Raw genomic sequence first — 20,556 nt, forward strand, 5'->3', positions numbered from 1 at the left:
GTCAGGCCACCCTCTCCAGCACCACCAGGGATCGGTCCGGTACGCAGAGCGTGTCGCCGGCCTCCACTGTGGTGCCCTTGTCCTGGTCCGGTTCGGCGGTGCTGATCACCAGTTCCCAGCGGTGGCCGAACTCGGCCGGTGGGAGGGTGAAGTCCAGTGGTGCGTCGTGGGCGTTGAAGCAGAGCCAGAACGAGGCGTCGTGGTGGCGTTGGCCGTACTGGCCGCGTTCGCGGATGCCCTCACCGTTGACGAACAGCGCCACCGAGCGGCCGAAGTCGTTACCCCAGTCCTCGCCGGTCATCTCCCGCCCGTCGGGGGTGTACCAGGCCAGGTCGGGCAGCGGCTCGTCGACCTCGCGGCCGTGCACCGGCAGGCCGCTGAAGAACCGGCGACGCTGGAACACCTGGTGCTGGCGGCGGAACTCCACCAGCCGGCGGGTGAAGTCGAGCAGTTCGGTGTCGGCGTTGTCCCAGTCGATCCAGGCCAGCTCACTGTCCTGGCAGTAGGCGTTGTTGTTGCCCCGCTGGGTCCGGCCCAGCTCGTCGCCGTGGCCGATCATCGGTACGCCCTGCGACAGCAGCAGGGTGGCAATGAAGTTGCGGCGCTGCCGGGCGCGCAGGCCGAGCACGCCCGGGTCGTCGGTGTCGCCCTCGACGCCGCAGTTCCAGGAGCGGTTGTGGCTCTCCCCGTCGCGGTTGTCCTCGCCGTTGGCCTCGTTGTGCTTGTCGTTGTACGACACCAGGTCGTTGAGGGTGAACCCGTCGTGGCAGGTGACGAAGTTGATGCTGTGGAAGGGACGGCGGCCGTCGTCCTGGTAGAGGTCGGCGGAGCCGGAGATGCGGGAGGCGAATTCGGCGAGGGTGGCCGGTTCGCCGCGCCAGAAGTCGCGGACCGTGTCGCGGTACTTGCCGTTCCACTCGGTCCACTGTGGCGGGAAGTTGCCGACCTGGTAGCCGCCGGGGCCGACGTCCCACGGTTCGGCGATCAGCTTCACCCGGCTGACCACCGGGTCCTGCTGCACCACCTCGAAGAAGGTGGAGAGCCGGTCCACCTCGTAGAACTCGCGGGCCAGGGTGGCGGCCAGGTCGAAGCGGAAGCCGTCGACGTGCATCTCGGTCACCCAGTACCGCAACGAATCCATGATCAGTTGCAGGGAGTGGGGGCTGCGGACGTTCAGGCTGTTGCCGGTGCCGGTGTAGTCGACGTAGTAACGCCGATCCTCTTCGGACAGCCGGTAGTAGCTGGGGTTGTCGACCCCCTTGAAGCTAAGCGTGGGGCCCAGGTGGTTGCCCTCGGCGGTGTGGTTGTAGACCACGTCGAGGATCACCTCGATCCCGGCGGCGTGCAGCGCCTTGACCATGCCCCGGAACTCCTGCACCTGCTGGCCCAGGTGGCCGAGGGCCGAGTACGCGTGGTGCGGGGCGAAGAAGCCGATGGTGTTGTAACCCCAGTAGTTGCGCAGCCCCAGGTCGGTCAGGCGGTGGTCGTTGACGAACTGGTGCACCGGCATCAGTTCGATGGCGGTGATCCCGAGCCGGGTCAGGTGCTCGATCATCGGGGGTGAGGCGATGCCGGCGTACGTGCCGCGCAACTCCTCGGGGATGCCGGGCAGCCGCATGGTCAGCCCGCGGACGTGGGCCTCGTAGATCACCGAGTGGTGGTACGGGATGCGCGGCGGCGCGTCGTTGCCCCAGTCGAAGTAGGGGTTCACCACCACCGACTTCGGCATGTACGGCGCCGAGTCGTCGGTGTTGATCCGATCGGGGTCGCCGTGGGTGTAGTCGTAGACCGCCGGATCCCACCGCACGTCACCGTCGATGGCCTTCGCGTACGGGTCGATGAGCAGCTTGGCCGGGTTGCAGCGCAGCCCGTTCGCCGGATCGTACGGGCCGTGCACTCGGTAGCCGTACCGCTGCCCCGGCCCGATCCCCGGGATGTACGCGTGCCAGACGTACGCGTCGACCTCCCGCAGCTCGACCCGGCGCTCGTGGCCCACGTCCCACTCGTCGAAGAGGCAGAGTTCGATCTTCTCCGCCACCTCGGAGAAGATCGCGAAGTTGGTGCCCATCCCGTCGTAGGTGGCCCCGAGGGGGTACCGCTCGCCCGGCCAGACCTGCATGTCGCTCCTTCGGCCCACATGTCATGAGCGCGCCCGCACCATGAGCGCACCCGCCGGGGCGGCCCGGTGATGCGCGCGGCGGTAATGCCCCGCACGGTCCACCGCCAATCCATCCGATCGGGTGAATGCCCGGTATCCGCCCGACTGAGCCGAGATGAACCCTGCGGTGTCCTCGGTCACTGAGGCCCTCTTCGAGATGCGCGATCGGCCGTCATGACGTTTCCTTGTTCGCGGGCGCGTAGTGCGCGCGCCTATCAGATCCTTGCACCGCGGACGCGTCCACGCGTGTCCGAAACCCAACCCTGCCCGTTCGCCGCCACCGACGTCGGCGCGTTCCTTCCTGCACGGACGGAGACTGATGTGACCACCCTGCGGGTCGGCGGACGTACCGCCACCGCTCCGGATCGCGTCCACCGCCCCACGCTCACCTCGCGCCCCCAGGTTCCGACGCCGTCCGGCCCTACCGCCGGGACACAGACCCGCCGCATCCTGATGCTGTCGTGGGAGTACCCGCCGGTACTCGTGGGCGGCCTGGGTCGGCACGTGCACGCCCTGTCGGTGGCGCTGGCCGCCGCCGGTCACCAGGTCACCGTCGTCACCCGCCACGCCGACGGCGCGCCGCTTGAGGAATACGTCGACGGCGTCCGCGTCGTCCGGGCCGCCGAGGACCCGGTCACCTTCCCGCTGGCCACCGGATCGCTGCTGGCCTGGACCATGGCCTTCAACCACACCCTCACCCGCGCCGCCCTACGCGCCGCCGCGACCGACGACTACGACGTCATCCACGCCCACGACTGGCTCGTCGCGCACACCGCGATGACCCTGCGCGACCACCTCGACCTCCCCCTCGTCACCACCATCCACGCCACCGAAGCCGGCCGGCACCAGGGCTGGCTACCCGAGGAGATGAACCGCACCATCCACGGCGTGGAGCACTGGTTGGGCGGCGAGTCGAACCGGGTGATCGTCTGCTCCGGCTACATGCGCGACGAGGTGGCCGGCCTGTTCGGCGTGCCGAACGGCCGGGTCGACGTGGTGCCCAACGGGGTCGAGCCGCACCGCTGGCGGGTCTCCGCCGCCGCCGTGGCCAAGGCGCGGGCCCGGTTCGCCGGAGACGGGCCGCTTGTCACCTTCGCCGGCCGGCTGGTCTACGAGAAGGGTGTGCAGCACCTGATCGCCGGGCTGCCCCGGCTGCGTGAGCGGCACCCGGGGCTGCGCGCGGTGATCGTCGGCGACGGGCCGTACCGGGGTGAACTGGAGGCCCACGTGCACCGGCTCGGCCTGGCCGACACCGTCAGCCTGCCCGGTTTCCTCGGCGGCACCGACCTGCCCGCAGTGATGGCCGCCTCGGACTGCTTCGCCGTGCCCAGCATCTACGAGCCGTTCGGCATGGTCGCCCTGGAGGGAGCCGCCGCCGGTGCGCCGCTGGCGGTCGCCGAGACCGGTGGGTTGTCCGAGATCGTCGAGCCGGGCGTCACCGGCGTGACCTTCCGGCCGCACGATCCGGACGCGCTGACCGACGCGGTGCACACCCTGCTCTCTGACACCGAACGCGCCCGGACGCTGGCCCGCCGGGCCCGGGTGATGGTGCACGAGCAGTACGGCTGGGCCGCCATCGCCAGCCGCACCGCCTCGACGTACGCCTCGGCGATCACCCAGGCCCCGACGTTCACCGCCGAACGCGCGGCGCAGCAGATGGCGCACGGGCGGGCGCTCCCGGCGCTCCCGGAGGGCAACCTGCTCGCCGCCGCCGGCCTGCGCTGACCCCTTACCCACCGCTCGCGCTTGCGGGCGCCTCGCCCCGACCCGGACCTCGACCGGGTCGGGGCGATGACCCATCGGCGATCGGGGGGCGGCTATCGGGGCCCGAGTCCCGTCCTTCCGTCGAGCAGCTCGCGCGCCGCGTCGAGATGACCCGCGTGTCGTGCGGTCTCCTCGATCATGTGCAGGACGACGCGCCGCAGGTCGGTGACCTCTTCTCCGAGCGGGCCGGGGTGCCGCTCGCGTACCGGGGCGGACAGCGACGTGGCGGCGAGGACGGCGTCGGACCGCTCGCACTGGGCACGGTAGAACTCCAGCACCACCGACGGCGGTCGGGGCGTGGTCAGCGGCGCGTGGTCGTCGTCGGGCCAGACCAGCGGGACGGCCGAGCCGAGCATGATCTCCTGGAACCAGTGTCGCTCGGCGTAGCCGAGGTGCTCCACCAGGCCCAGCGGCGTCCACCCGGAGGGCAGCACGGCGGTGGTCAGAGCCGTCACGTCGAGCCCGTCGATGATCGCGAGGACGCTTACCCGCTGCGCCTCCAGGAACATCGACAGTGCGCTCTTCTCCTCGTCACCCATGCCGTGCATCCCCTCTTGTCAGCCGGTGGCCCCCGCGAAACGTGTCGCCCGGATCGGCTCCAGCGAATGCCGGACGGTAGCAATCCCGACCGACACTCGCTCACGACCGCCGTCGGCAAACCCCTAGTCTGCCGATCAGCACGGCGGCCAGCATCAAGAGGTGGGCCGCCAGCACCACGCGCCCACCGAGCGAGAACGGTCGGACCCGCACCTGCTGACTCATGGGCGGCACCGTACCGCTCACCCGGTTGGTGCGGCGGCCCGGACCTGACGGGGCCACCGGCCGGCAGGGCGAATGGCAGCATGCTGGACATGACGAGGATGGACGGTGGGGACGTCGAGCGGGCGGTGACCGAGATGGTGCGGGTGCTCACGCCGCACCTGTCCCGGGACTGGCGGGAACACCGGGCGGGCCCGCTGAAGTGGAGTTGCTGGACGACGGCGGTCCACGTCGCCCACGACCTGCTGGCGTACGCGGGTCAGGTCGCAGCCCGCCCGGATGCGGCGTACCTGCCGTTCGACCTGGTCGTCCGGGACGACGCCGCGCCGCGCGATGTTCTCGCCGTGGTCACCGCCTGCGGGCGGCTGCTGAGCGAAGCGGTCGACGCTGCGGATCCGGCCGCCCGTGGGTGGCACTGGGGGCCGACCGATCCGGGTGGCTTCGCCGCACTGGGGGTCAACGAGACGCTCGTGCACACCTGGGACATCGCCCAAGGGCTCGGGATCGACTGGCGGCCACCGGCGGCGCTGTGCGCGGCGGTGCTCGCCCGGCTCTTTCCGCAGGCCCCGGCCGGGGATCCGGTCGATGTGCTGCTCTGGTGCACCGGCCGGGCCGAGCTGGCCGGCCAGCCCCGGGTGACGTCCTGGGTGCTGAAGGCCGCCGTCTACTGACAGACCCGGCGGGCACCGCCGGGCGGCGTGTGGGGCGGCGCCCGCCGGATGGCACCAGACCTGTTCGGGTAGTCGGTCTGCCGTTACGATCTATCCACACTGGTCGGCGACGCTGCGCATCCGACACACTCGCAGGCATCCGGCGGCGGTGCGGTCCGAGGAGGGCGCGGGTTGCTGCGCGATCATCTGGTCACCGGGGCACTGCCGGTGGCCGAGCTGGTCGCCGCCGGCACGGTTACCACCGTCGCCGGCACCAGCCTCACCGTCACCGGTGTCGGGCAGGGCGCCCGCCTCGACGACCAGGCCGAGACGGTGTGCGCCGACTACCGGGCCGGCGCCGCCCGCATCCATGTCATCAACGAGGTGTTCGGCGACCTGCCCACCACTGCGGGTCAGGACGACGACGGCCATCCGGCGCACTGAACGCGGCACGACGACGGCCGCCGTACCCGTGATCGGGTGCGACGGCCGTCGTCGTGCGGGCTGCGTCAGGTTGCGCGGTCAGCGCTGCTCGACGGGGAGGTAGTTCCGCTCGGCGGCACCGGTGTAGACCTGCCGCGGACGGCCGATCTTGGTCTCCGGGTCGTTGATCATCTCGCGCCACTGGGCGATCCAGCCCGGCAGCCGCCCCAGGGCGAACAGCACGGTGAACATCTTCGTCGGGAAGCCCATGGCCTTGTAGATCAGGCCGGTGTAGAAGTCGACGTTCGGGTAGAGCTTGCGGGAGACGAAGAAGTCGTCGGCGAGGGCGATCTCCTCCAGCTGCATCGCGATGTCCAGCAGCGGATCCGGCTTGGCCATCCGGCCGAGCACGTCCTGCGCCGCCTGCTTCACGATCGCGGCACGCGGGTCGTAGTTCTTGTAGACCCGGTGGCCGAACCCCATCAGCTTGACGCCGTCCTCGCGGTCCTTCACCTTGCGGACGAACGACTGCACGTCACCGCCGTCGGCCTGGATGCGCTCCAGCATCTCCAGCACCGCCTGGTTGGCGCCGCCGTGCAGCGGGCCGAACAGCGCGTTGACGCCGGCCGAGACCGAGGCGAACAGGTTGGCGTTGCTGGAGCCCACCAGCCGCACCGTCGAGGTGGAGCAGTTCTGCTCGTGGTCGGCGTGCAGCACGAAGAGCATGTCCAGCACCCGGGCGATCACCGGGTCGACCTCGTACGGCTCCGCCGGCACACCGAACGTCATCCGCAGGAAGTTCTCCACGTAGCCCAGGGAGTTCTCCGGATACAGCAGCGGCTGCCCGATCGCCTTCTTGTACGCGTACGAGGCGATGGTCGGCACCTTCGCCATCAGCCGGACCGTGGACATCTCCACGTGTTCGGCGTCGAACGGGTCGAGGCTGTCCTGGTAGAAGGTGGAGATGGCGCTGACGGCGGAGGAGAGCACCGCCATCGGGTGGGCCTCCCGGGGGAAGCCGTCGAAGAAGCGCCGCATCTCCTCGTGCAGCAACGAGTGCCGGCGGATCCGCTCGGTGAACTCGGTCAGCTCCTGGGTGGTCGGCAGCTCACCGTAGATCAGCAGGTAGGAGACCTCCAGGAAGGAGCTCTTCTCGGCCAGCTGATCGATCGGGTAGCCACGGTAACGCAGGATGCCCGCGTCACCGTCGATGTAGGTGATCGCGGACGAACAGGCGGCGGTGTTGACGAACCCCGGGTCGTACGTCGTCAGCCCGGTTTCCTTCAGCAGCTTGCCCACACCGATCCCGGCGGGGCCCTCGACCGCGGAATGTACCGGCATCGACAGCTGCCCGCCGGGGTGATCGAGCTTGACTTCCGTCATGTGGTTCCTCGCTTCGCCGGCAGATCTACGTTGAATTGCCTTCGCTTCTACCGTAATTGCGGTTGCGGCAACACCGCCGCTCGTGGTTCGGCGGTGAGGCATGCGTCACCCGATTCCCGACCGAAGCGCCGGGAAACCCCGACGACCGGGACGGACAGGCAGGAAAGGCGCACGTAGCGTGCAAACAGGCGGAGTGAGAAACGATCCAGGACCGGCGCGCGTGCCGACCTGGCGGGCCCGACGGACCGGTCAGGAGATCGACAGCTGACGAAGTTGGCCGTCCTGGCCGACCAGGTAGAGGTCGAGGCGGTTGGCACCGGCCCGGAACAGCCGGTCGTCGGCGAGCAACGCCGCGAAGCGCCGGCCGCCGGGGTCCGGGGCGACCACCGGGACCACCGCCGTGACGGTGCCGTTGACGGCCACCGCCAGCTCGGTGCCGTCGGGGACGTCGTCGTCGACGGTGCCCCAGATCATGCCGGGCAGCACACCCTCGTCGGGATCGACGGCACGGAAGGCGTCCAGCCCACCGACCCGGGCGCTGCCGGAGATCGGTGCCGCGCCCACGGCCGTGCCGACCAGCCGGTGCGGCGCCATCGGTGGCGGCGCGGCCGGCACCCCGCCGCTGATCGGCATCGGCTGGGACGGCCGGTCGTAGAAGACCTTGCCCGCGTCGGCGCGGGGCCCCTGCCGGGCGGAACGACCGTCGACCCCCCAGGGCAACCGGATGGCGGCCTCGTCGGCGATCGTCGGCAGCAGGTCGACGTGTTGCCAGTTGCGGTCGTCGACCCGCCCGCTGCGCTGGCCGGGCGTCTTGACGAACAGCGGCACCCAGGCCACCTCGTCGGCGGCGGCGCGGATCGCGTCCTCGCCGCGCCCCTGCACGCCCTTTGTGAAACTGACTCCGTGGTCGGCGGTGACCACCACGAGCGCCTCGTCCCACAGTCCGCTGGCGCGCAGCGTACGCATCGTCTCGCCAATCAGCCGGTCGGTGTAGCCGAGTTGGGCGAGGTGCCGGGCGCGGGCCAGGTCCACCCAGCCGTCACCCTCGTTGGGGAAGTCCTCCGGGGCCTCGTACCGCGCCCCGGACGGCAGGAACGCCCACGGCGAGTGGGGCATCAGCAGGTGCAGGAAGTGCAGTGTCGGTCGCGCCGACGGGGTCAGGCCGGTGAGGAAGCTGGTGAAGCGGGCCGGCTGGTTGACGTTGAGGCTGTCCCAGCGGAACTTCGGGTCGGTCGGCACCGGCTCTGCGGCGTCGATGCCGGCCTCCTCGGCGGTGCGTTCGCGGTAGGAGTCCTCCGGGTCGATCCGACTGTCGTGCGGCGCGATCACCTGACGCAGCAGCTCCGCCGTCTCCCGCACCAGCACGCCGGTCCCCTGTTCCGGGGTGACCGGCTGCTCGCAGCGGCTCGGCGGGCAGAGCCGGGTGATGCTCTCCTCGGCGCGGATGTCGTACAACCCGCCGAAGGCGGTGAAGAGGTTGTCCGGGTAGTGCGAGTAGTGCGGGGCGAACGACTCCGCCGGGTAGCGGCCGGTCAGCATCGCCGGCAACGCGTACGGGGTCCAGCCGCTGACCCCTGTCGCGTTGCGGTACCAGGTCGAGGCGGCGGCCAGCTCGGCGAAGTGCGGAAACCGGGTCGCGTCGACGCCACCGGTGGCGTCGAGCAGGGAGACCAGCGGAAGCTCGTCGAGGATCAGCATGATCACCGGCGGGTGCCGGTTGCCGGTCGCCGTGCCCGCCACGCCGCCGTCGCCGAGCGGCAGCACCACCGGCCCGGTCGGCGAGGCGAACAGGAACAGCCCGACGAAGATCAGCGGGCCGACGGCCGCCAGGCGCAGCACCCGACCGAGAGCCGTCCAGCGCCGGTGAGCGACGGCTCCGGCGGCGCCGAACACCAGCGCCACCAGCAGCAGCGGTACGCCCCGCAGCGGCGTGGTATGCCGGCCCACCTGCACCGCGAGCGCGGCGACCAGCAGCCCGAGCAGCAGGCTGTGGGTGACCGTCCGCACCGCGGCTCCGGCCAGGCCGGCGAGCAGGCCCAGCAGCCCGAGCGCCGCCGTCGGCAGCACCGCGACCAGGGCCACCAGCAGCAGGATCTCGCCCCGGTCGGCCCGGTGGAACAGGAAGAAGTCCGGGCTGCGGCCGAGGATGTCCAGCAGCGGCTGGGTGATCACCAGCCCGACCAGCGCGGTGACCTCCAGCAGCCGCCGGCCCTCAGCCCGCCAGCCGCCCCAACCCCACCACCTGCGGCGTACCGTCTCGGTCGAATCGGTCGGCGCGGACGGGGCTGGCACCGGGTCGCTGCCGGGACCGCTCCCGCCGGCCTCGGTGGTGGGGCGGTCGGTCACGGAAGCGCCACCCGGTACAACGTGCGGGTCCCCGAGGGCAGTTCCAGCCGGTCCTCGACGGTGCCGTGGCCGGCGAGCAGGGCCTCGAAGGCATCCCGCCGGTAGTCGGGAAAGATGCCGTCGGGCTTGTTGGCCAGCAGTCGGGCGGCCATCGGGTCGTCCGGGTGGACGAACTCGACCACCAGCCGGCCGCCGGGCGCGGCGAAATCGGCGAGGCAGGCCAGCACCTCCGGCAGCGGCACGTTGCGTCCGATCGCCAGGTGGTGCACCAGGGCCAGGGCGAGCACGGTGTCCGCGTTGACCCGGGCGGCGAACGAGGCCCGTTCGGTGCCGCGCCAGCCACCGCCGGGCGACGGGTCGGCCAGGTCCATCACCAGCGGCAGGACGTGCCGTTCGCCCTCTCCGCGCAGGGTGCGGTACAGCCGGTCGACCACCGCCGGGTCCTGCTCCACGGCGACCACGTAGTCGGCGTGCCGGGCCGCGAGGCGCGCGTACCGTCCGTCGTTGGCGCCCAGGTCGAGCACGAGCCGGCGCCGACCGGCGACGCTCAGCGCGGCGGCCACGAAGCGCTCCTTGCCCGCCCGGTCGTCGCCGGAGTAGCCGCAGGTCTGCTGGTAGTCGACCCAGTGGGTGGCAGCCGGTTGATGATCGAGGCGGCGGACGAGCTTCTCCAGCCCCCGCACGGTGGCCACGGCCAGCTCACGGGTGTACCCGGCGTCCCGCAACTGGGCGCGTACGTCGGCGGTGCTGGTGTCGGCGCTACGACGCTGCACGGAACCGTGCAGGTGGACGTGGGTGAGCACCCCGGGCAACAGCCGACGGGTGCCCCGGAACAGTGGTCCCATCTGCTCCGGCTCGATGCCGTCGACCTGGGCCCGCAGCCACGGTTGGAAGGCCAGCCCCAGGTGGGCGCCGAGCATCAGCGGGTAGAGCAGTGTCTGGCAGAACTGTCGGTAGCCGGCCCAGGGTTCGCCGTCGCGCAGCGGAGTGAAGGACCCGATGTCGATGAAGATTGGCTCGGTGCCGCGCCACTGGAGGTTGTACGCCGAGCCGTCCTTCGTGGTGAAGCCCGCCGGCAGGGCGGCCCGGAGGATCTCCAGGTGCAGCAGCGCGGCGTCGCGCAGCATGGCGAAGGACCACTCGTACGGGTGTGAGACGAACGGAACGCGCTCGTGCCGAAGCACCGTCGCCCAGTCGGTCGACGCCGGACCCGACGGCAGTTCCCGCAACGGCGACTCCACCGGCAGTTCCTCGGTGCCGCAGACCTTGCCGGCGGCGAGCAACGGCGGAAAGAAACTGCTGGCGGCGAGGGCACGCCAGTCGGCGGCGGCGGTCCGGTCGAGCGCGCGCAGCACGTCGTCGCCGGCGTGGAACACCCGGTTCGCCGGGTCGCGGAACGAGCCGGGCTCTGGCCGAGGGTCGACGTGCAGCGGGGCCGGTCGCGACGACCGGCCAAGGTCCGGAATCACCATCGGATCGGGTCAGCTCTGGTCGGTGGGCTGGCGGCGGAACCGGCTGACGAGCCTGCGCCAGTAGAGCTTGGCCGCCACCGCGACGCCGGCGATCCCGCCGACCACCGCCTGCACGATCAGGCTGCCGGATCCCGCGTCCAGGTAGGCCAGGTGGTTCACCGACCACTCCTTCCTCTGCCGTCACAACCGACACCAACCGCCATAAGTCTCGCATTGAGTATTCGGGCGGCCTGGCCGGACCATGCCACCGTACGCTGCCAATTGCCACCTGTCGGGCACAACAACACACTTCCCACCCCATTTCCCCCCGCCCCCACCCCGACGCCCGGTTGATCAAGAAGTTTCCGCCTAGTTCGATCTTCATCGGCGACCAGAACTTCTTGATCAACACGGTGTGTCGGGGGTGCTGTCAGGGGTGGTGGTGCATGGCTAGGCGGAGCAGGGTGAAGCGCAGGGCTGTGGCGGCGAGGTTTGCCGCAAGCAGGACCGCCAGTTCCACAGCCCGGTCCGGGGTGGTGGCCACGTGCAGGATGGCCAGTGACCCGCTGGTGAGCGCGAGGCCGAGAGCGAACGCCAGCAGTCCCTGCACGTGGTGCCGGGTGACGTGCCGGCGTCCGGCGATACCGAAGGTGAGCCGCCGGTTGGCGGCGGTGTTGGCCACCGCGGTGAGCAGCAACGCCAGCAGGTTCGCCGGCTGGGCACCGAGCGCACCCCGGGTCAGCGTGAACAGCAGCAGGTACGCGCAGGTGCTGACCACCCCCACGGCGGCGAACCGGACCAGTTGCCGGGGCAGCCCGGCGGGCGCCTGCTGCGGCGGTGCCGCCAGCGGAGCCCGACCGAGCTGCGCTCTCAGCTCGGCCAGGGGCAGCGCACCGGTCAGCAGCGCCCGGCCGAGCCGACCGATGCCGCGCAGATCGGCCACGGCGGTGGCCACCACGTCCACCCGGCTGTCCGGGTCGTCGATCCAGTCGACCGGCACCTCGTGGATGCGTAGTCCGGCCCGCTGCGCCAGCACCAGCAGCTCGGTGTCGAAGAACCAGCCGGTGTCCTGCACCAGTGGCAGCAGCTCGCGGGCCACGTCCGCCCGGATGGCCTTGAACCCGCACTGCGCGTCGGAGAACCGGACGGCCAGGGTGCCGCGCAGCAGCAGGTTGTACGTCCGGGAGATGACCTCCCGCCGGGCACCGCGCACCACCCGGGCGGTACGCGCCAGCCGGGTACCGATGGCCACGTCGGAGTGACCCGAGATCAGTGGCGCGACCAGCGGCAGCAGCGCCGCGAGATCGGTGGAGAGGTCGACATCCATGTACGCCAGCACCGGCGCGTCCGACGCCGACCAGGCCGCCCGCAGGGCCCGCCCGCGGCCCTTGGCGGACAGGTGCCGTACCCGAACCTCGGGCAGCTCGACGGTGAGGGCCTCGGCGACGGCCGGCGTGCCGTCGATGCTGGCGTTGTCGGCGATGGTGATCCGGAACGGGTACGGGAAGTGCTCGGCCAGGTGGGCGTGCAGTCGCCGGACGCTCGGGCCGAGGTCGACCTCTTCGTTGTAGACCGGGACGACGACGTCCAGTACCGGGTTCGGTGCGCCGGGCCGGGCCGGTACGGCGGCGCGGGAACCGATCGAGGTGATCATCGCGGTCACCCCTGCCGTCCGCTGCTCAGGTCGTAGAGAGCGACCCCGTCGACGGTCTGCGTCGGGAAGTTCGCCGCGACCCAGGCGGCGATCTCCGAGGAGGCGGAGCTGCCGCCGTTGGTGCCCCGGAAGCCACCCCCGCCGAGGAACCAGTGGATCCTGCCGTCGGCCACGTACCGCTGGAACTGCTCGAGGGTGGGCGACGGGTCGCTGCCGTTGAAGCCGCCCACCGCCATCACCGGCCGGCCGGTGGCCAGCTGGTAGCCGGAGGCGTTGTTGGAACCGACGGTGGCCGCGATCCAGGTGTAGTCGTCCCCGTCGCGTTGCAGCAGCTCCCGCAGTTCCGCGCTCGGCTCCCGGGAGTCGAGCAGGCCGCCAGTGCCGCCACGGTTCGCTCCGGTCCGCCCGGCCGTCGGCGGCCCACCGGGGACTTGGCCACCGGAGACCGCACCGCCGAGGGGTCGGCCGCCGTCGGTCTGGCCGGCGCCGTCGGCTGTGCCCGGCGGGCCGAAGCCGGATCGGCCGTCGCCGGGTCGACCGGTGCCGTCGAAGCGGCCGGCGTAAGGGCCGTCGGCGAAACGTCCGCCCCCGCCCGGCCCGAATCCGCCGCGCGCCTGCGGACCGGCGGTCGGGATGGCGCCGGTGTGCGGGGTCGCTGCGGTCTGCATCGCGTACGCGGCCGGCCCGGCCAGCGCCACCGCCGCGCTGACCAGCAACGCCGGGACGGCCGCGCGGCGGACCAGCCGATGGGCCAGCAGCAGCGTCGACACCGCGATCAGCCCGCCGACCAGTACGGCGGTACGCAGCCACGGATACCAGTCGGAGGTACGGCCCAGCAGCGTCGCCGACCACACCGCAGTGACGACGACGGTGCCGGCGAGGACCAGGGTGGACGCGATCCGGCGTCCCCTCGACGCGACGGCGCGGGCCTGCCAGAGCAGGGTCGTGCCGATGCCGACCAGCGCGGCGACCGCCGGTGCCAGCGCCACCGTGTAGTACTCGTGGAAGATGCCGGACATGTAGCTGAAGATCCCGCCGGTGACCAGCAGCCAGCCGCCCCAGAGCAGCAGCCCCGCCCGCGCCCGGTCGGTACGCGCCGCCCGGCCTGCCAGCACCAGCCCGGCCACCAGCAGGATCAGTGCGGCCGGCAGCAGCCAGGAGATCTGCCCGCCGACCTGCCCACCGAACATGCGCAGCGGGCCGGCCTGTCCGGAGAACGGGCCGCCGCCGCCCGGCCCGCCGCCACCGCCGACGCTGCCCACCTCGTTGCCGGTGATCCGACCGAGACCGTTGTAGCCGAGGGTCAGCTCCAACACGCTGTTGGACTGCGACCCGCCGATGTACGGGCGGTGCGCGGCGGGCACCAGCTCGACCACCGCCACCCACCAACCGGCGGCCACCACCACAGCCAGCCCCGCGATCAGCACCTGCCGGAGCCGGCGGCCCGGCGTGGTCGGCGCGGCGATCAGATACACCGCCGCGAGGACCGGCAGCACCAGAAACGCCTGGAGCATCTTGGTCAGGAAGCCGAAGCCGACCAGGGCGCCGGCCAGCACCAACCACCGGGTGCTTGCCGTCTCCAGGGCGCGGACCGTGGCGTACGCGGCGGCGACCAGCAGCAGCACCAGCAACGCGTCCGGATTGTTGAACCGGAACATCAGCGTGGCCACCGGCGTCACGGCGAGCACCCCGCCGGCGATCAGGCCGGCGATCGGCCCGTACCAACGGCGCACTGCGGCGTACAGCAGGCCGACCGTGGCCACCCCGCAGAGCGCCTGCGGCACCAGCAGCGCCCAGCTGTTCAGACCGAACAGGCGTACGGAGAGCGCCATCAGCCACAGCGAGGCGGGTGTCTTGTCGACGGTGATCGAGTTGCCCGCGTCCGACGAGCCGTAGAAGAAGGCCGTCCAGTCCTGCGAGCCGGCCTGCGCCGCGGCGGCGTAGTAGGAGTTGGCCCAGCCGGAGGCGCCCAGGCCCCACAGGTAGAGCAGCCCGGTGGCCAGCAGCAACGCGGCCAGGGCCGGCCGTACCCAGGCGGTCGAGGGGGCCGAAGGGTCGGGTGAGGCGGTGGGCGCCCCGGACGGGTGCGACGGATTGCCTGTGCTGTCCATGCCGGCCAGCCTCGGCCAGGCAGCTGTCGTGCCGCCGTGGCTCGCCTATGCGTCGGCTGTGGAGTTGGGCAGCCGGACGGTGAAGACGGTGCGGCCCGGCCGGGAGTCCAGGGCGACGGTGCCGTGGTGCGCCTCCACCACGGCGGCGACGATGGCCAGGCCGAGGCCGGTGCTGCCGTGGGCGCGGGACCGGGAGCTGTCGCCGCGGGCGAAGCGTTCGAAGACCTCGGGCCGCAGCTCGGGCGGTACGCCGGGGCCGTCGTCGGTGACGCTGAGTTCGGCGGTGTCGCCGGCCTGGCGCAGGCGGGTGGTGACAGTGCTGCCGGGCGGGGTGTGCACCCGGGCGTTGGCCAGCAGGTTCGCCAGCACCTGGTGCAGCCGAGCCGGGTCGCCGGGCACCCGGATGACCTCGTCGGGCAGGTCGAGCTGCCAGCGGTGCTCGGGGCCGGCCACGTGCGCGTCGCTCACCGCGTCCACCATCAGTGCGGTGAGGTCGACCGGTTCGACCGCCAGGGGTCGGCCCGAGTCCAGCCGGGCCAGCAGCAGTAGGTCGTCGACGAGGCCGGTCATCCGGGTGCTCGCCGATTCGACCCGGCGCAGCGCGTGGGCCACGTCGGGCGGCACCTCGTCGCGGCCCCGGCGCGCCACCTCGGCGTAGCCACGGATCGCCGCGAGGGGCGTACGCAGTTCGTGGCTGGCGTCGGCGACGAACTGGCGTACCCGGGTCTCGCTCGCCTGCCGGGCGGCGAGCGCGGCGGCGACGTGGCCGAGCATCCGGTTGAGCGCGGAGCCGACCTGCCCGACCTCGGTACGCGGATCGGTGTCGGCTGCCGGGACCCGTTCGGAGAGTGCCACCTCGCCCCGGTCCAGCGGTAGTTCACTGACCCGGGCGGCGGTGGCGGCGACCCGGCGCAGCGGACGCAGCGTGGCCCGGACGATCAGCGCTCCGGCGGTGCCGGCGATGAGCAGGCCGACGGCGGTGACCCCGGCCTGCGCGGCCACCATCGCCCAGACGGTCTCCTGCACGCCGGCCAGCGGCACACCCAGCACCCGCACCGTCCCGGTGGCCGACTGCCGGGCCACCACCCGGTAGCCGCCCCGGTCCCCCAGGCTCAGACTGTGCGCCCGGCCGTCGGTTGGCACGTCGGCCAGCTCGCCCACCTCGCCGACCGGTACCGGCTGTTCCTGCCGGCCGACGAGTGTCCACGCCTCGGTGACCCGGCCGTCGACGACCTGGGCGCTGATCGTGCCGGGCGGGAAGCCGCGCGGTACCCGCACGTCGCCCCACGGGCCGGTGCCCGGGCCGGGTTCCCAGGGTGCGCTGGGCCGCCCGCCGGGCGTGAAGCGCAACTGCTCGTCCACCCGGGAGATCAGGAACTGCCGCAGTGCCACGGTGGTGAGGCCGCCGATGGCCAGGCTGACCACGGCGAGCAGCGCGACCAGGGTGATCACCAGGCGGGTCCGCAGCGACCAGCCCGCCAGCCACCGGCGCACTCCGCTCACTCCGCCGGCTTGAGCAGGTACCCGGCCCCGCGCAGCGTGTGGATCATCGGCTGGCGGCCGGCGTCGATCTTCTTCCGCAGGTACGAGATGTACAGCTCGACCACGTTGGCCTGGCCGCCGAAGTCGTAGTTCCACACCCGGTCGAGGATCTGCGCCTTGCTGAGCACCCGGCGGGGGTTACGCATCAGGTACCGCAGCAGCTCGAACTCGGTCGCGGTGAGGGTGATCAGCCGACCGTCCCGGCGTACCTCGTGGCTGTCCTCGTCGAGGGTGAGGTCGCCCACGGTGAGCACCGCGTCCGGGCGGGCGGCCACCGCGAAGCCGGAGCGGCGCAGCAGCGCGCGCAGCCGGGCGATGACCTCCTCCAGGCTGAACGGCTTGGTCACGTAGTCGTCGCCGCCGACGGTCAGCCCGGCGACCCGCTCCTCGACGGCGTCCCGGGCGGTCAGGAACAGCACCGGCACGCTGTCGTTGTCCGCCCGCAACTTGCGCAGCACCTGGAAACCGTCGAGGTCGGGCAGCATCACGTCGAGCACCACCGCGTCGGGTCGGAACTGCCGGGCGGCGCGTACCGCCGCCATGCCGTCGGCTGCCGTGCGCACCTGCCAGCCCTCGTACCGCAGCGCCATCGACAGCAGGTCCGTCAGGGTCGGCTCGTCGTCGACGACCAGCACCCGGACCGGTTCACCGTCCGGTCGACGCAGTTCCACCCGGCCCGGCGTGGCCTCGCCCTCGATCCTCATGGCTGCCATGGTGGGGCCGCGCACTTGGGGCCGCTTGTGCGGTTGCTGTGTGCCAGCTGTGCGGCCACCGTCGGAGGGGGTCGACCCGGGGTCACTCGGTCACACCGACCGGGTCGGTCCGGACGAAACGCATGGACCAGGTGCCCGACCCGTCGGGGCGTTGCCGCACGTAGAGATGGTCGGCCGCCGGTGTGGGCGCCTCCTGCGGCCGGCGCAGCACCCACAGCCGCGGCGGCGCGCCGTCCGGCCCCGCCGGCAGCGACCGGACCAGGTCGTGGGCCGGACCGCCGACGAAACGTACGGTCACCTCACTCATCACGTTCCGCCTCCAGCCCGCCCGGCGCGTCGGGCGTCCCGGCTCGCACGCTAACGCACCAGCCGCCGTAGGAGGCGGGTTTGCCCTGATCGGAGCCGGGGTACCGTGCCGGGGCCACGGCCTCACGCGCCGCGGCGGAGCACTACGAGGTCAGGGGGCGGTCGATGCGTACGCTGGACGGGCGCTACCGGCTCGAACAGCGCATCGGCATCGGCGGGATGTCGGAGGTGTGGCGGGCGTACGACACCGTGCTGGATCGGTCGGTCGCGGTGAAACTGGTCTCGCCCGGTCAGCCCGACGGGACGGCCTCGGTGGAGCGGATCCGCTCCGAGGCACGCTCCGCGGCCCGCCTGGTCCACCCGAACGTGGCAAGCGTGCACGACTTCGGCACCTGCGACACCGGGTTGGGGCACGAGCTGCCGTACATCGTCATGGAGCTGGCGGAGGGGCAGACCCTCGCCGCACACCTGCGCACCGGCCCACTGGACTGGCGGATCGCGGTGCGGGTCTGCGCGGAGGTCAGCGCCGCGCTGGCCGCCGCGCACGCCCACGGCATCGTGCACCGCGACATCAAGCCGGCAAACGTGATGCTCACCCCCTCGGGGGTGAAGGTGCTGGACTTCGGCATCGCCACCCCGGCCGGGGCCGCCGACACCGCGCCCGACGGCGTCGTGGTCGGTACGCCCGCGTACCTGGCACCGGAGCAGCTGCACCGGGCCCCGGCGACCCCGGCGGCCGACATCTACGCCCTCGGCGTCCTTCTCCACTACAGCCTCGCGGGACGCCTGCCGTACCCGGTGGACAGCGTCAGTCAGTTGCTCGGGCGGGAGTCACGCCGGGCACCGCGGCCGTTGCCCGAGTTGCCCGGGCTGCCCGCCGAGGTGGCGGACCTGTGCCGGCGCTGCCTCGCCGACGACCCGACCCGGCGGCCGAGCAGCCTGGTGGCCGCACTGCTGCTGGCCGAGGCGGTCGACGCCCGGGTGTACGTGCCGATGCACGAGCCACTGATGCCACGGCAGCGGCCACCGGCGGTGAGTCCGTGGACGGAGCGGGCGGCGGCCGAGGTCACCGAGGCCGCCGCCGGCGCCCAGTGGAGTCGGCACGGCGGTTGATCCCCGGTTTCACGCGTCCGACCCCGGGTAGCCGGGCGGGGAGTGACGGGAGGAACGCGATGCCGAGTTCCTGGCTGAACGAGGTTGCCGCCGCGACCGCCGAGGGCGGTCACATCCACACCGACGACGAGGCGCTGTCGACCGCCCTCGCCTCGCCGCTGGCGCCGCACTGCACCGGGCTGACCCCGTCGCAGCTGCTGGCCGCCGCGTTCGCGTCCTGCCTGCACCACGCGGCGGTGGAGGCGGCCGGCGGGATCACCGACGAGGCGCACACCGTGCAGGTACGCGCGGAGGCGAAGCTGGGGCGGGACGACGACGGCCGGTACCGGGCCGACGTGCACGCCTCCATCTCGTCGGTCGGGCTCAGTCGACAGCAGCTCGCCGAACTGGTCGAGCACGCCGATCGGCTGTGGCCGTTCTCCAGCGAGGACGGCGGCCGGCACCGGCTCACCGTCAGCCCGGCGGAGAACGGCCGGCACTGACCCGCTGGTGGGATGAGCGGGCCGGGTTCCTGCCGGCGCGTACCGCCGCCGGCGGGCACCGGATGGTCCGACCGCCCCACCAGACGGCTCGAATGGGTCGAGCCAAGCCTCACCCATTCGGGGGAGGCAACCAACGGGCTCGATAGACGTCTACAAGATCCCGTTTCCGCCCTGTTTTATAGGCTCATTCCTGACATTTACTCCACAGCGGATAGGTCGGGCTTGACCCATATGTAGGCGTAAGTGGAAAATGACCCGGCGGATAGCCGCGAATTGTGACGCATGCCACCAACCGGGCCGATGGCAGGCGGCGATTGGCTTTCTAGCCTCGGCGGGTGCATCCCGACGACGACTTCGACCAGAAGCTGACCCCCGGGCAACCGCCGAGCCTTTCGGCCGACGGTGCATCATCCGAAAGGTTGATGGGGCGGCATCGTGCCGTGCCGACACCGCGCCGCGGCGTTCGCGCGGTGCTCGTCTCCACCCCGGTCCGGGTGGCCCTGGCCACCGGCGTGACCTGCTGCCTCGGCGCCACCGCCGTCGTGGCCACCCGGCACGATGACGAGGTACCCCCGCCTCCGGTGACCGAGGCGCTCACCGACCGCGCGCTCACCGACCGCGCGCTCGCCGCCCAGGAGAAGGCCGCCTCCCGGTCCCTCGACCGCAGCCCCACATCCGCCCCGGCCAGCCCCACCGCCTCGCCCAGCGCCAAGCCGTCGCCCACCCCCAAGCCGAAGCCGAAGAAGACCCCCACCAAGCCACCACGCCCCCGACCCGTCGCCGGGCTCACCCAGGCACAGATGGACAACGCCAAGGCAATCGTGGACGTCGGCGTCGACATGAAGATCCCCCGCCAGGGGCTGGTGATCGCGGTGGCCACCGCGATGCAGGAGAGCACTCTGCTCAACTACGCCAGCGGCGTGCTGCCCGAGTCGCAGAACTACCCGCACCAGGCCATCGGCTGGGACCACGACTCCGTCGGGCTGTTCCAGCAACGCCCCAGCAGCGGTTGGGGCAGCGTACGAGACCTGATGCGGCCGGCGTACGCGGCCCGCGCGTTCTACGAGGCGCTGCTCCAGGTGCCCGGCTGGCAGCAGATGAGCCTGACCCTGGCCGCCCAGGCCGTGCAGATCTCCGCCTTCCCCTACGCCTACGCCCAGCACGAGGACCGGGCCGCCACCGTGGTGGCAGCGCTGACCTGAGCCGGGCGTACGTCGTCGGGTCAGGCCCGCCGGTAACGGCGGGTCAGCCCCGCTTGGGCAGCACGACCACCCGACCGAAGAACTCGTCGATCCGGTGCACCACGTCGTTGAAGTCGTCCAGGTCGATCGGCTTGGTGACGTAGGCGTTGGCTTGGAGCGTGTAGCTGCTGATGATGTCGGTGTCCGCGTTCGAGGTGGTAAGCACGACGATCGGGATCGTCCGCAGGTCCTCGTCGCCCTTCACCTCGCCCAGCACCTGACGCCCGTCCATCCGGGGCATGTTGAGGTCGAGCAGGATCACGTCCGGGCGTTGGGCGTCGCCGTGCCGGCCCTCGCGGCGGAGGAACTCCATCGCCTCCTGACCGTCGGCGACCACGTCGATCACCTTCTCGACGTCCGAGGTGGCCAGGGCCTCCTCGATCATGAGCACGTCGCCCGGGTCGTCGTCCACCACGAGAATGCGAACCGGAGCGAGGGTGCGTGCGCCCATCTCTACCTG

At 71.9% G+C, this 20,556-nt stretch carries 19 protein-coding genes; 6 read left to right on the forward strand and 13 right to left on the reverse strand.

The features are described 5' to 3' along the window. Window position 1 precedes the first annotated feature (1 nt). Window positions 2–2,119, reverse strand: a complete 2,118-nt coding sequence (glgX, locus tag O7624_RS02885) for a glycogen debranching protein GlgX (protein ID WP_282238800.1) — start codon at window positions 2,117–2,119, stop codon at window positions 2–4. A 360-nt stretch (window positions 2,120–2,479) separates the two neighbouring features. Here glgX and O7624_RS02890 point away from each other — a divergent pair, with 360 nt between their 5' ends. Beyond that, entirely contained in the window at window positions 2,480–3,883 is a 1,404-nt protein-coding gene (locus tag O7624_RS02890; protein WP_282238801.1) for a glycosyltransferase family 4 protein, read from the forward strand. Window positions 3,884–3,975: 92 nt separating this feature from the next. Here O7624_RS02890 and O7624_RS02895 read toward each other — a convergent pair whose 3' ends face one another. Both O7624_RS02895 and O7624_RS02900 read right to left on the reverse strand, forming a co-directional pair. Then, on the reverse strand, window positions 3,976–4,461 hold the full coding sequence (locus O7624_RS02895) for a DinB family protein (protein ID WP_282238802.1): 486 nt from the start codon (window positions 4,459–4,461) through the stop codon (window positions 3,976–3,978). 100 nt (window positions 4,462–4,561) lie between these two features. Next, window positions 4,562–4,684, reverse strand: coding sequence for a hypothetical protein (locus tag O7624_RS02900; RefSeq protein WP_282238803.1), 123 nt, complete (start codon window positions 4,682–4,684; stop codon window positions 4,562–4,564). Between the two features lie 98 nt (window positions 4,685–4,782). On the opposite strand from O7624_RS02900, the gene O7624_RS02905 reads away from it, so the two are divergent. Both O7624_RS02905 and O7624_RS02910 read left to right on the forward strand, forming a co-directional pair. Further along, window positions 4,783–5,352, forward strand: a complete 570-nt coding sequence (locus O7624_RS02905; protein ID WP_282240526.1) for a maleylpyruvate isomerase N-terminal domain-containing protein — start codon at window positions 4,783–4,785, stop codon at window positions 5,350–5,352. 171 nt (window positions 5,353–5,523) lie between these two features. Next, window positions 5,524–5,775: a fasciclin domain-containing protein gene (locus tag O7624_RS02910; RefSeq protein ID WP_282238804.1), complete on the forward strand. Its 252-nt coding sequence runs from the start codon at window positions 5,524–5,526 to the stop codon at window positions 5,773–5,775. Window positions 5,776–5,853: 78 nt separating this feature from the next. Here the strand turns inward: O7624_RS02910 and O7624_RS02915 are convergent, their stop codons facing one another. The 9 genes from O7624_RS02915 to O7624_RS02955 all read right to left on the reverse strand — a co-directional run bounded on the left by O7624_RS02915 (window position 5,854) and on the right by O7624_RS02955 (window position 17,261). Beyond that, on the reverse strand, window positions 5,854–7,137 hold the full coding sequence (locus tag O7624_RS02915) for a citrate synthase (protein WP_093402738.1): 1,284 nt from the start codon (window positions 7,135–7,137) through the stop codon (window positions 5,854–5,856). Between the two features lie 249 nt (window positions 7,138–7,386). After that, a complete protein-coding gene (locus tag O7624_RS02920) occupies window positions 7,387–9,483 on the reverse strand; it encodes a sulfatase-like hydrolase/transferase (protein WP_282238805.1) in 2,097 nt (698 codons plus the stop codon). After that, a complete protein-coding gene (locus O7624_RS02925) occupies window positions 9,480–10,955 on the reverse strand; it encodes a class I SAM-dependent methyltransferase (protein WP_282238806.1) in 1,476 nt (491 codons plus the stop codon). The genes O7624_RS02920 and O7624_RS02925 overlap by 4 nt, the downstream gene beginning before the upstream one ends. 9 nt (window positions 10,956–10,964) lie before the next feature. After that, a complete protein-coding gene (locus O7624_RS02930; protein WP_155220336.1) occupies window positions 10,965–11,114 on the reverse strand; it encodes a hypothetical protein in 150 nt (49 codons plus the stop codon). Window positions 11,115–11,364: 250 nt separating this feature from the next. After that, on the reverse strand, window positions 11,365–12,588 hold the full coding sequence (locus O7624_RS02935; protein WP_282238807.1) for a dolichyl-phosphate beta-glucosyltransferase: 1,224 nt from the start codon (window positions 12,586–12,588) through the stop codon (window positions 11,365–11,367). 5 nt (window positions 12,589–12,593) lie between these two features. Then, a complete protein-coding gene (locus O7624_RS02940) occupies window positions 12,594–14,699 on the reverse strand; it encodes a glycosyltransferase family 39 protein (RefSeq protein ID WP_282238808.1) in 2,106 nt (701 codons plus the stop codon). 45 nt (window positions 14,700–14,744) lie between these two features. After that, on the reverse strand, window positions 14,745–16,181 hold the full coding sequence (locus O7624_RS02945; protein WP_282240527.1) for a HAMP domain-containing sensor histidine kinase: 1,437 nt from the start codon (window positions 16,179–16,181) through the stop codon (window positions 14,745–14,747). A gap of 17 nt (window positions 16,182–16,198) precedes the next feature. Further along, window positions 16,199–16,945, reverse strand: coding sequence for a response regulator transcription factor (locus O7624_RS02950; RefSeq protein ID WP_093402734.1), 747 nt, complete (start codon window positions 16,943–16,945; stop codon window positions 16,199–16,201). Between the two features lie 91 nt (window positions 16,946–17,036). Beyond that, the gene (locus tag O7624_RS02955) at window positions 17,037–17,261 is read right to left on the reverse strand and encodes a hypothetical protein (protein ID WP_093402733.1); all 225 of its coding nucleotides are present in this window, start codon (window positions 17,259–17,261) and stop codon (window positions 17,037–17,039) included. 164 nt (window positions 17,262–17,425) lie between these two features. Here O7624_RS02955 and O7624_RS02960 point away from each other — a divergent pair, with 164 nt between their 5' ends. The 3 genes from O7624_RS02960 to O7624_RS02970 all read left to right on the forward strand — a co-directional run bounded on the left by O7624_RS02960 (window position 17,426) and on the right by O7624_RS02970 (window position 20,057). After that, window positions 17,426–18,373 (forward strand): serine/threonine-protein kinase, encoded by a 948-nt coding sequence (locus tag O7624_RS02960; protein WP_282238809.1) that lies wholly within the window; start codon window positions 17,426–17,428, stop codon window positions 18,371–18,373. A gap of 59 nt (window positions 18,374–18,432) precedes the next feature. Next, window positions 18,433–18,855 (forward strand): OsmC family protein, encoded by a 423-nt coding sequence (locus tag O7624_RS02965; RefSeq protein WP_093402731.1) that lies wholly within the window; start codon window positions 18,433–18,435, stop codon window positions 18,853–18,855. A 335-nt stretch (window positions 18,856–19,190) separates the two neighbouring features. Further along, window positions 19,191–20,057 (forward strand): hypothetical protein, encoded by an 867-nt coding sequence (locus tag O7624_RS02970; RefSeq protein WP_282238810.1) that lies wholly within the window; start codon window positions 19,191–19,193, stop codon window positions 20,055–20,057. Between the two features lie 43 nt (window positions 20,058–20,100). On the opposite strand, the gene O7624_RS02975 is transcribed toward O7624_RS02970, so the two are convergent. Beyond that, the gene (locus O7624_RS02975) at window positions 20,101–20,547 is read right to left on the reverse strand and encodes a response regulator (protein WP_093402729.1); all 447 of its coding nucleotides are present in this window, start codon (window positions 20,545–20,547) and stop codon (window positions 20,101–20,103) included. Between the last annotated feature and the right edge of the window lie 9 nt (window positions 20,548–20,556).

The sequence above is a fragment of the Verrucosispora sp. WMMD1129 genome, from assembly GCF_029581255.1.
GTDB classification, from domain to species: Bacteria; Actinomycetota; Actinomycetes; order Mycobacteriales; family Micromonosporaceae; genus Micromonospora; species Micromonospora sediminimaris.

Coding starts and splice junctions, on each gene's coding strand:
- glgX (WP_282238800.1), bottom strand. CDS start 2,119: ATGCAGGTCTGGCCGGGCGAGCGGTACCCCCTCGGGGCCACCTACGAC.
- O7624_RS02895 (WP_282238802.1), bottom strand. CDS start 4,461: ATGGGTGACGAGGAGAAGAGCGCACTGTCGATGTTCCTGGAGGCGCAG.
- O7624_RS02900 (WP_282238803.1), bottom strand. CDS start 4,684: ATGAGTCAGCAGGTGCGGGTCCGACCGTTCTCGCTCGGTGGGCGCGTG.
- O7624_RS02905 (WP_282240526.1), top strand. CDS start 4,783: ATGGACGGTGGGGACGTCGAGCGGGCGGTGACCGAGATGGTGCGGGTG.
- O7624_RS02915 (WP_093402738.1), bottom strand. CDS start 7,137: ATGACGGAAGTCAAGCTCGATCACCCCGGCGGGCAGCTGTCGATGCCG.
- O7624_RS02925 (WP_282238806.1), bottom strand. CDS start 10,955: ATGGTGATTCCGGACCTTGGCCGGTCGTCGCGACCGGCCCCGCTGCAC.
- O7624_RS02935 (WP_282238807.1), bottom strand. CDS start 12,588: ATGATCACCTCGATCGGTTCCCGCGCCGCCGTACCGGCCCGGCCCGGC.
- O7624_RS02940 (WP_282238808.1), bottom strand. CDS start 14,699: ATGGACAGCACAGGCAATCCGTCGCACCCGTCCGGGGCGCCCACCGCC.
- O7624_RS02950 (WP_093402734.1), bottom strand. CDS start 16,945: ATGAGGATCGAGGGCGAGGCCACGCCGGGCCGGGTGGAACTGCGTCGA.
- O7624_RS02955 (WP_093402733.1), bottom strand. CDS start 17,261: ATGAGTGAGGTGACCGTACGTTTCGTCGGCGGTCCGGCCCACGACCTG.
- O7624_RS02960 (WP_282238809.1), top strand. CDS start 17,426: ATGCGTACGCTGGACGGGCGCTACCGGCTCGAACAGCGCATCGGCATC.
- O7624_RS02965 (WP_093402731.1), top strand. CDS start 18,433: ATGCCGAGTTCCTGGCTGAACGAGGTTGCCGCCGCGACCGCCGAGGGC.
- O7624_RS02975 (WP_093402729.1), bottom strand. CDS start 20,547: ATGGGCGCACGCACCCTCGCTCCGGTTCGCATTCTCGTGGTGGACGAC.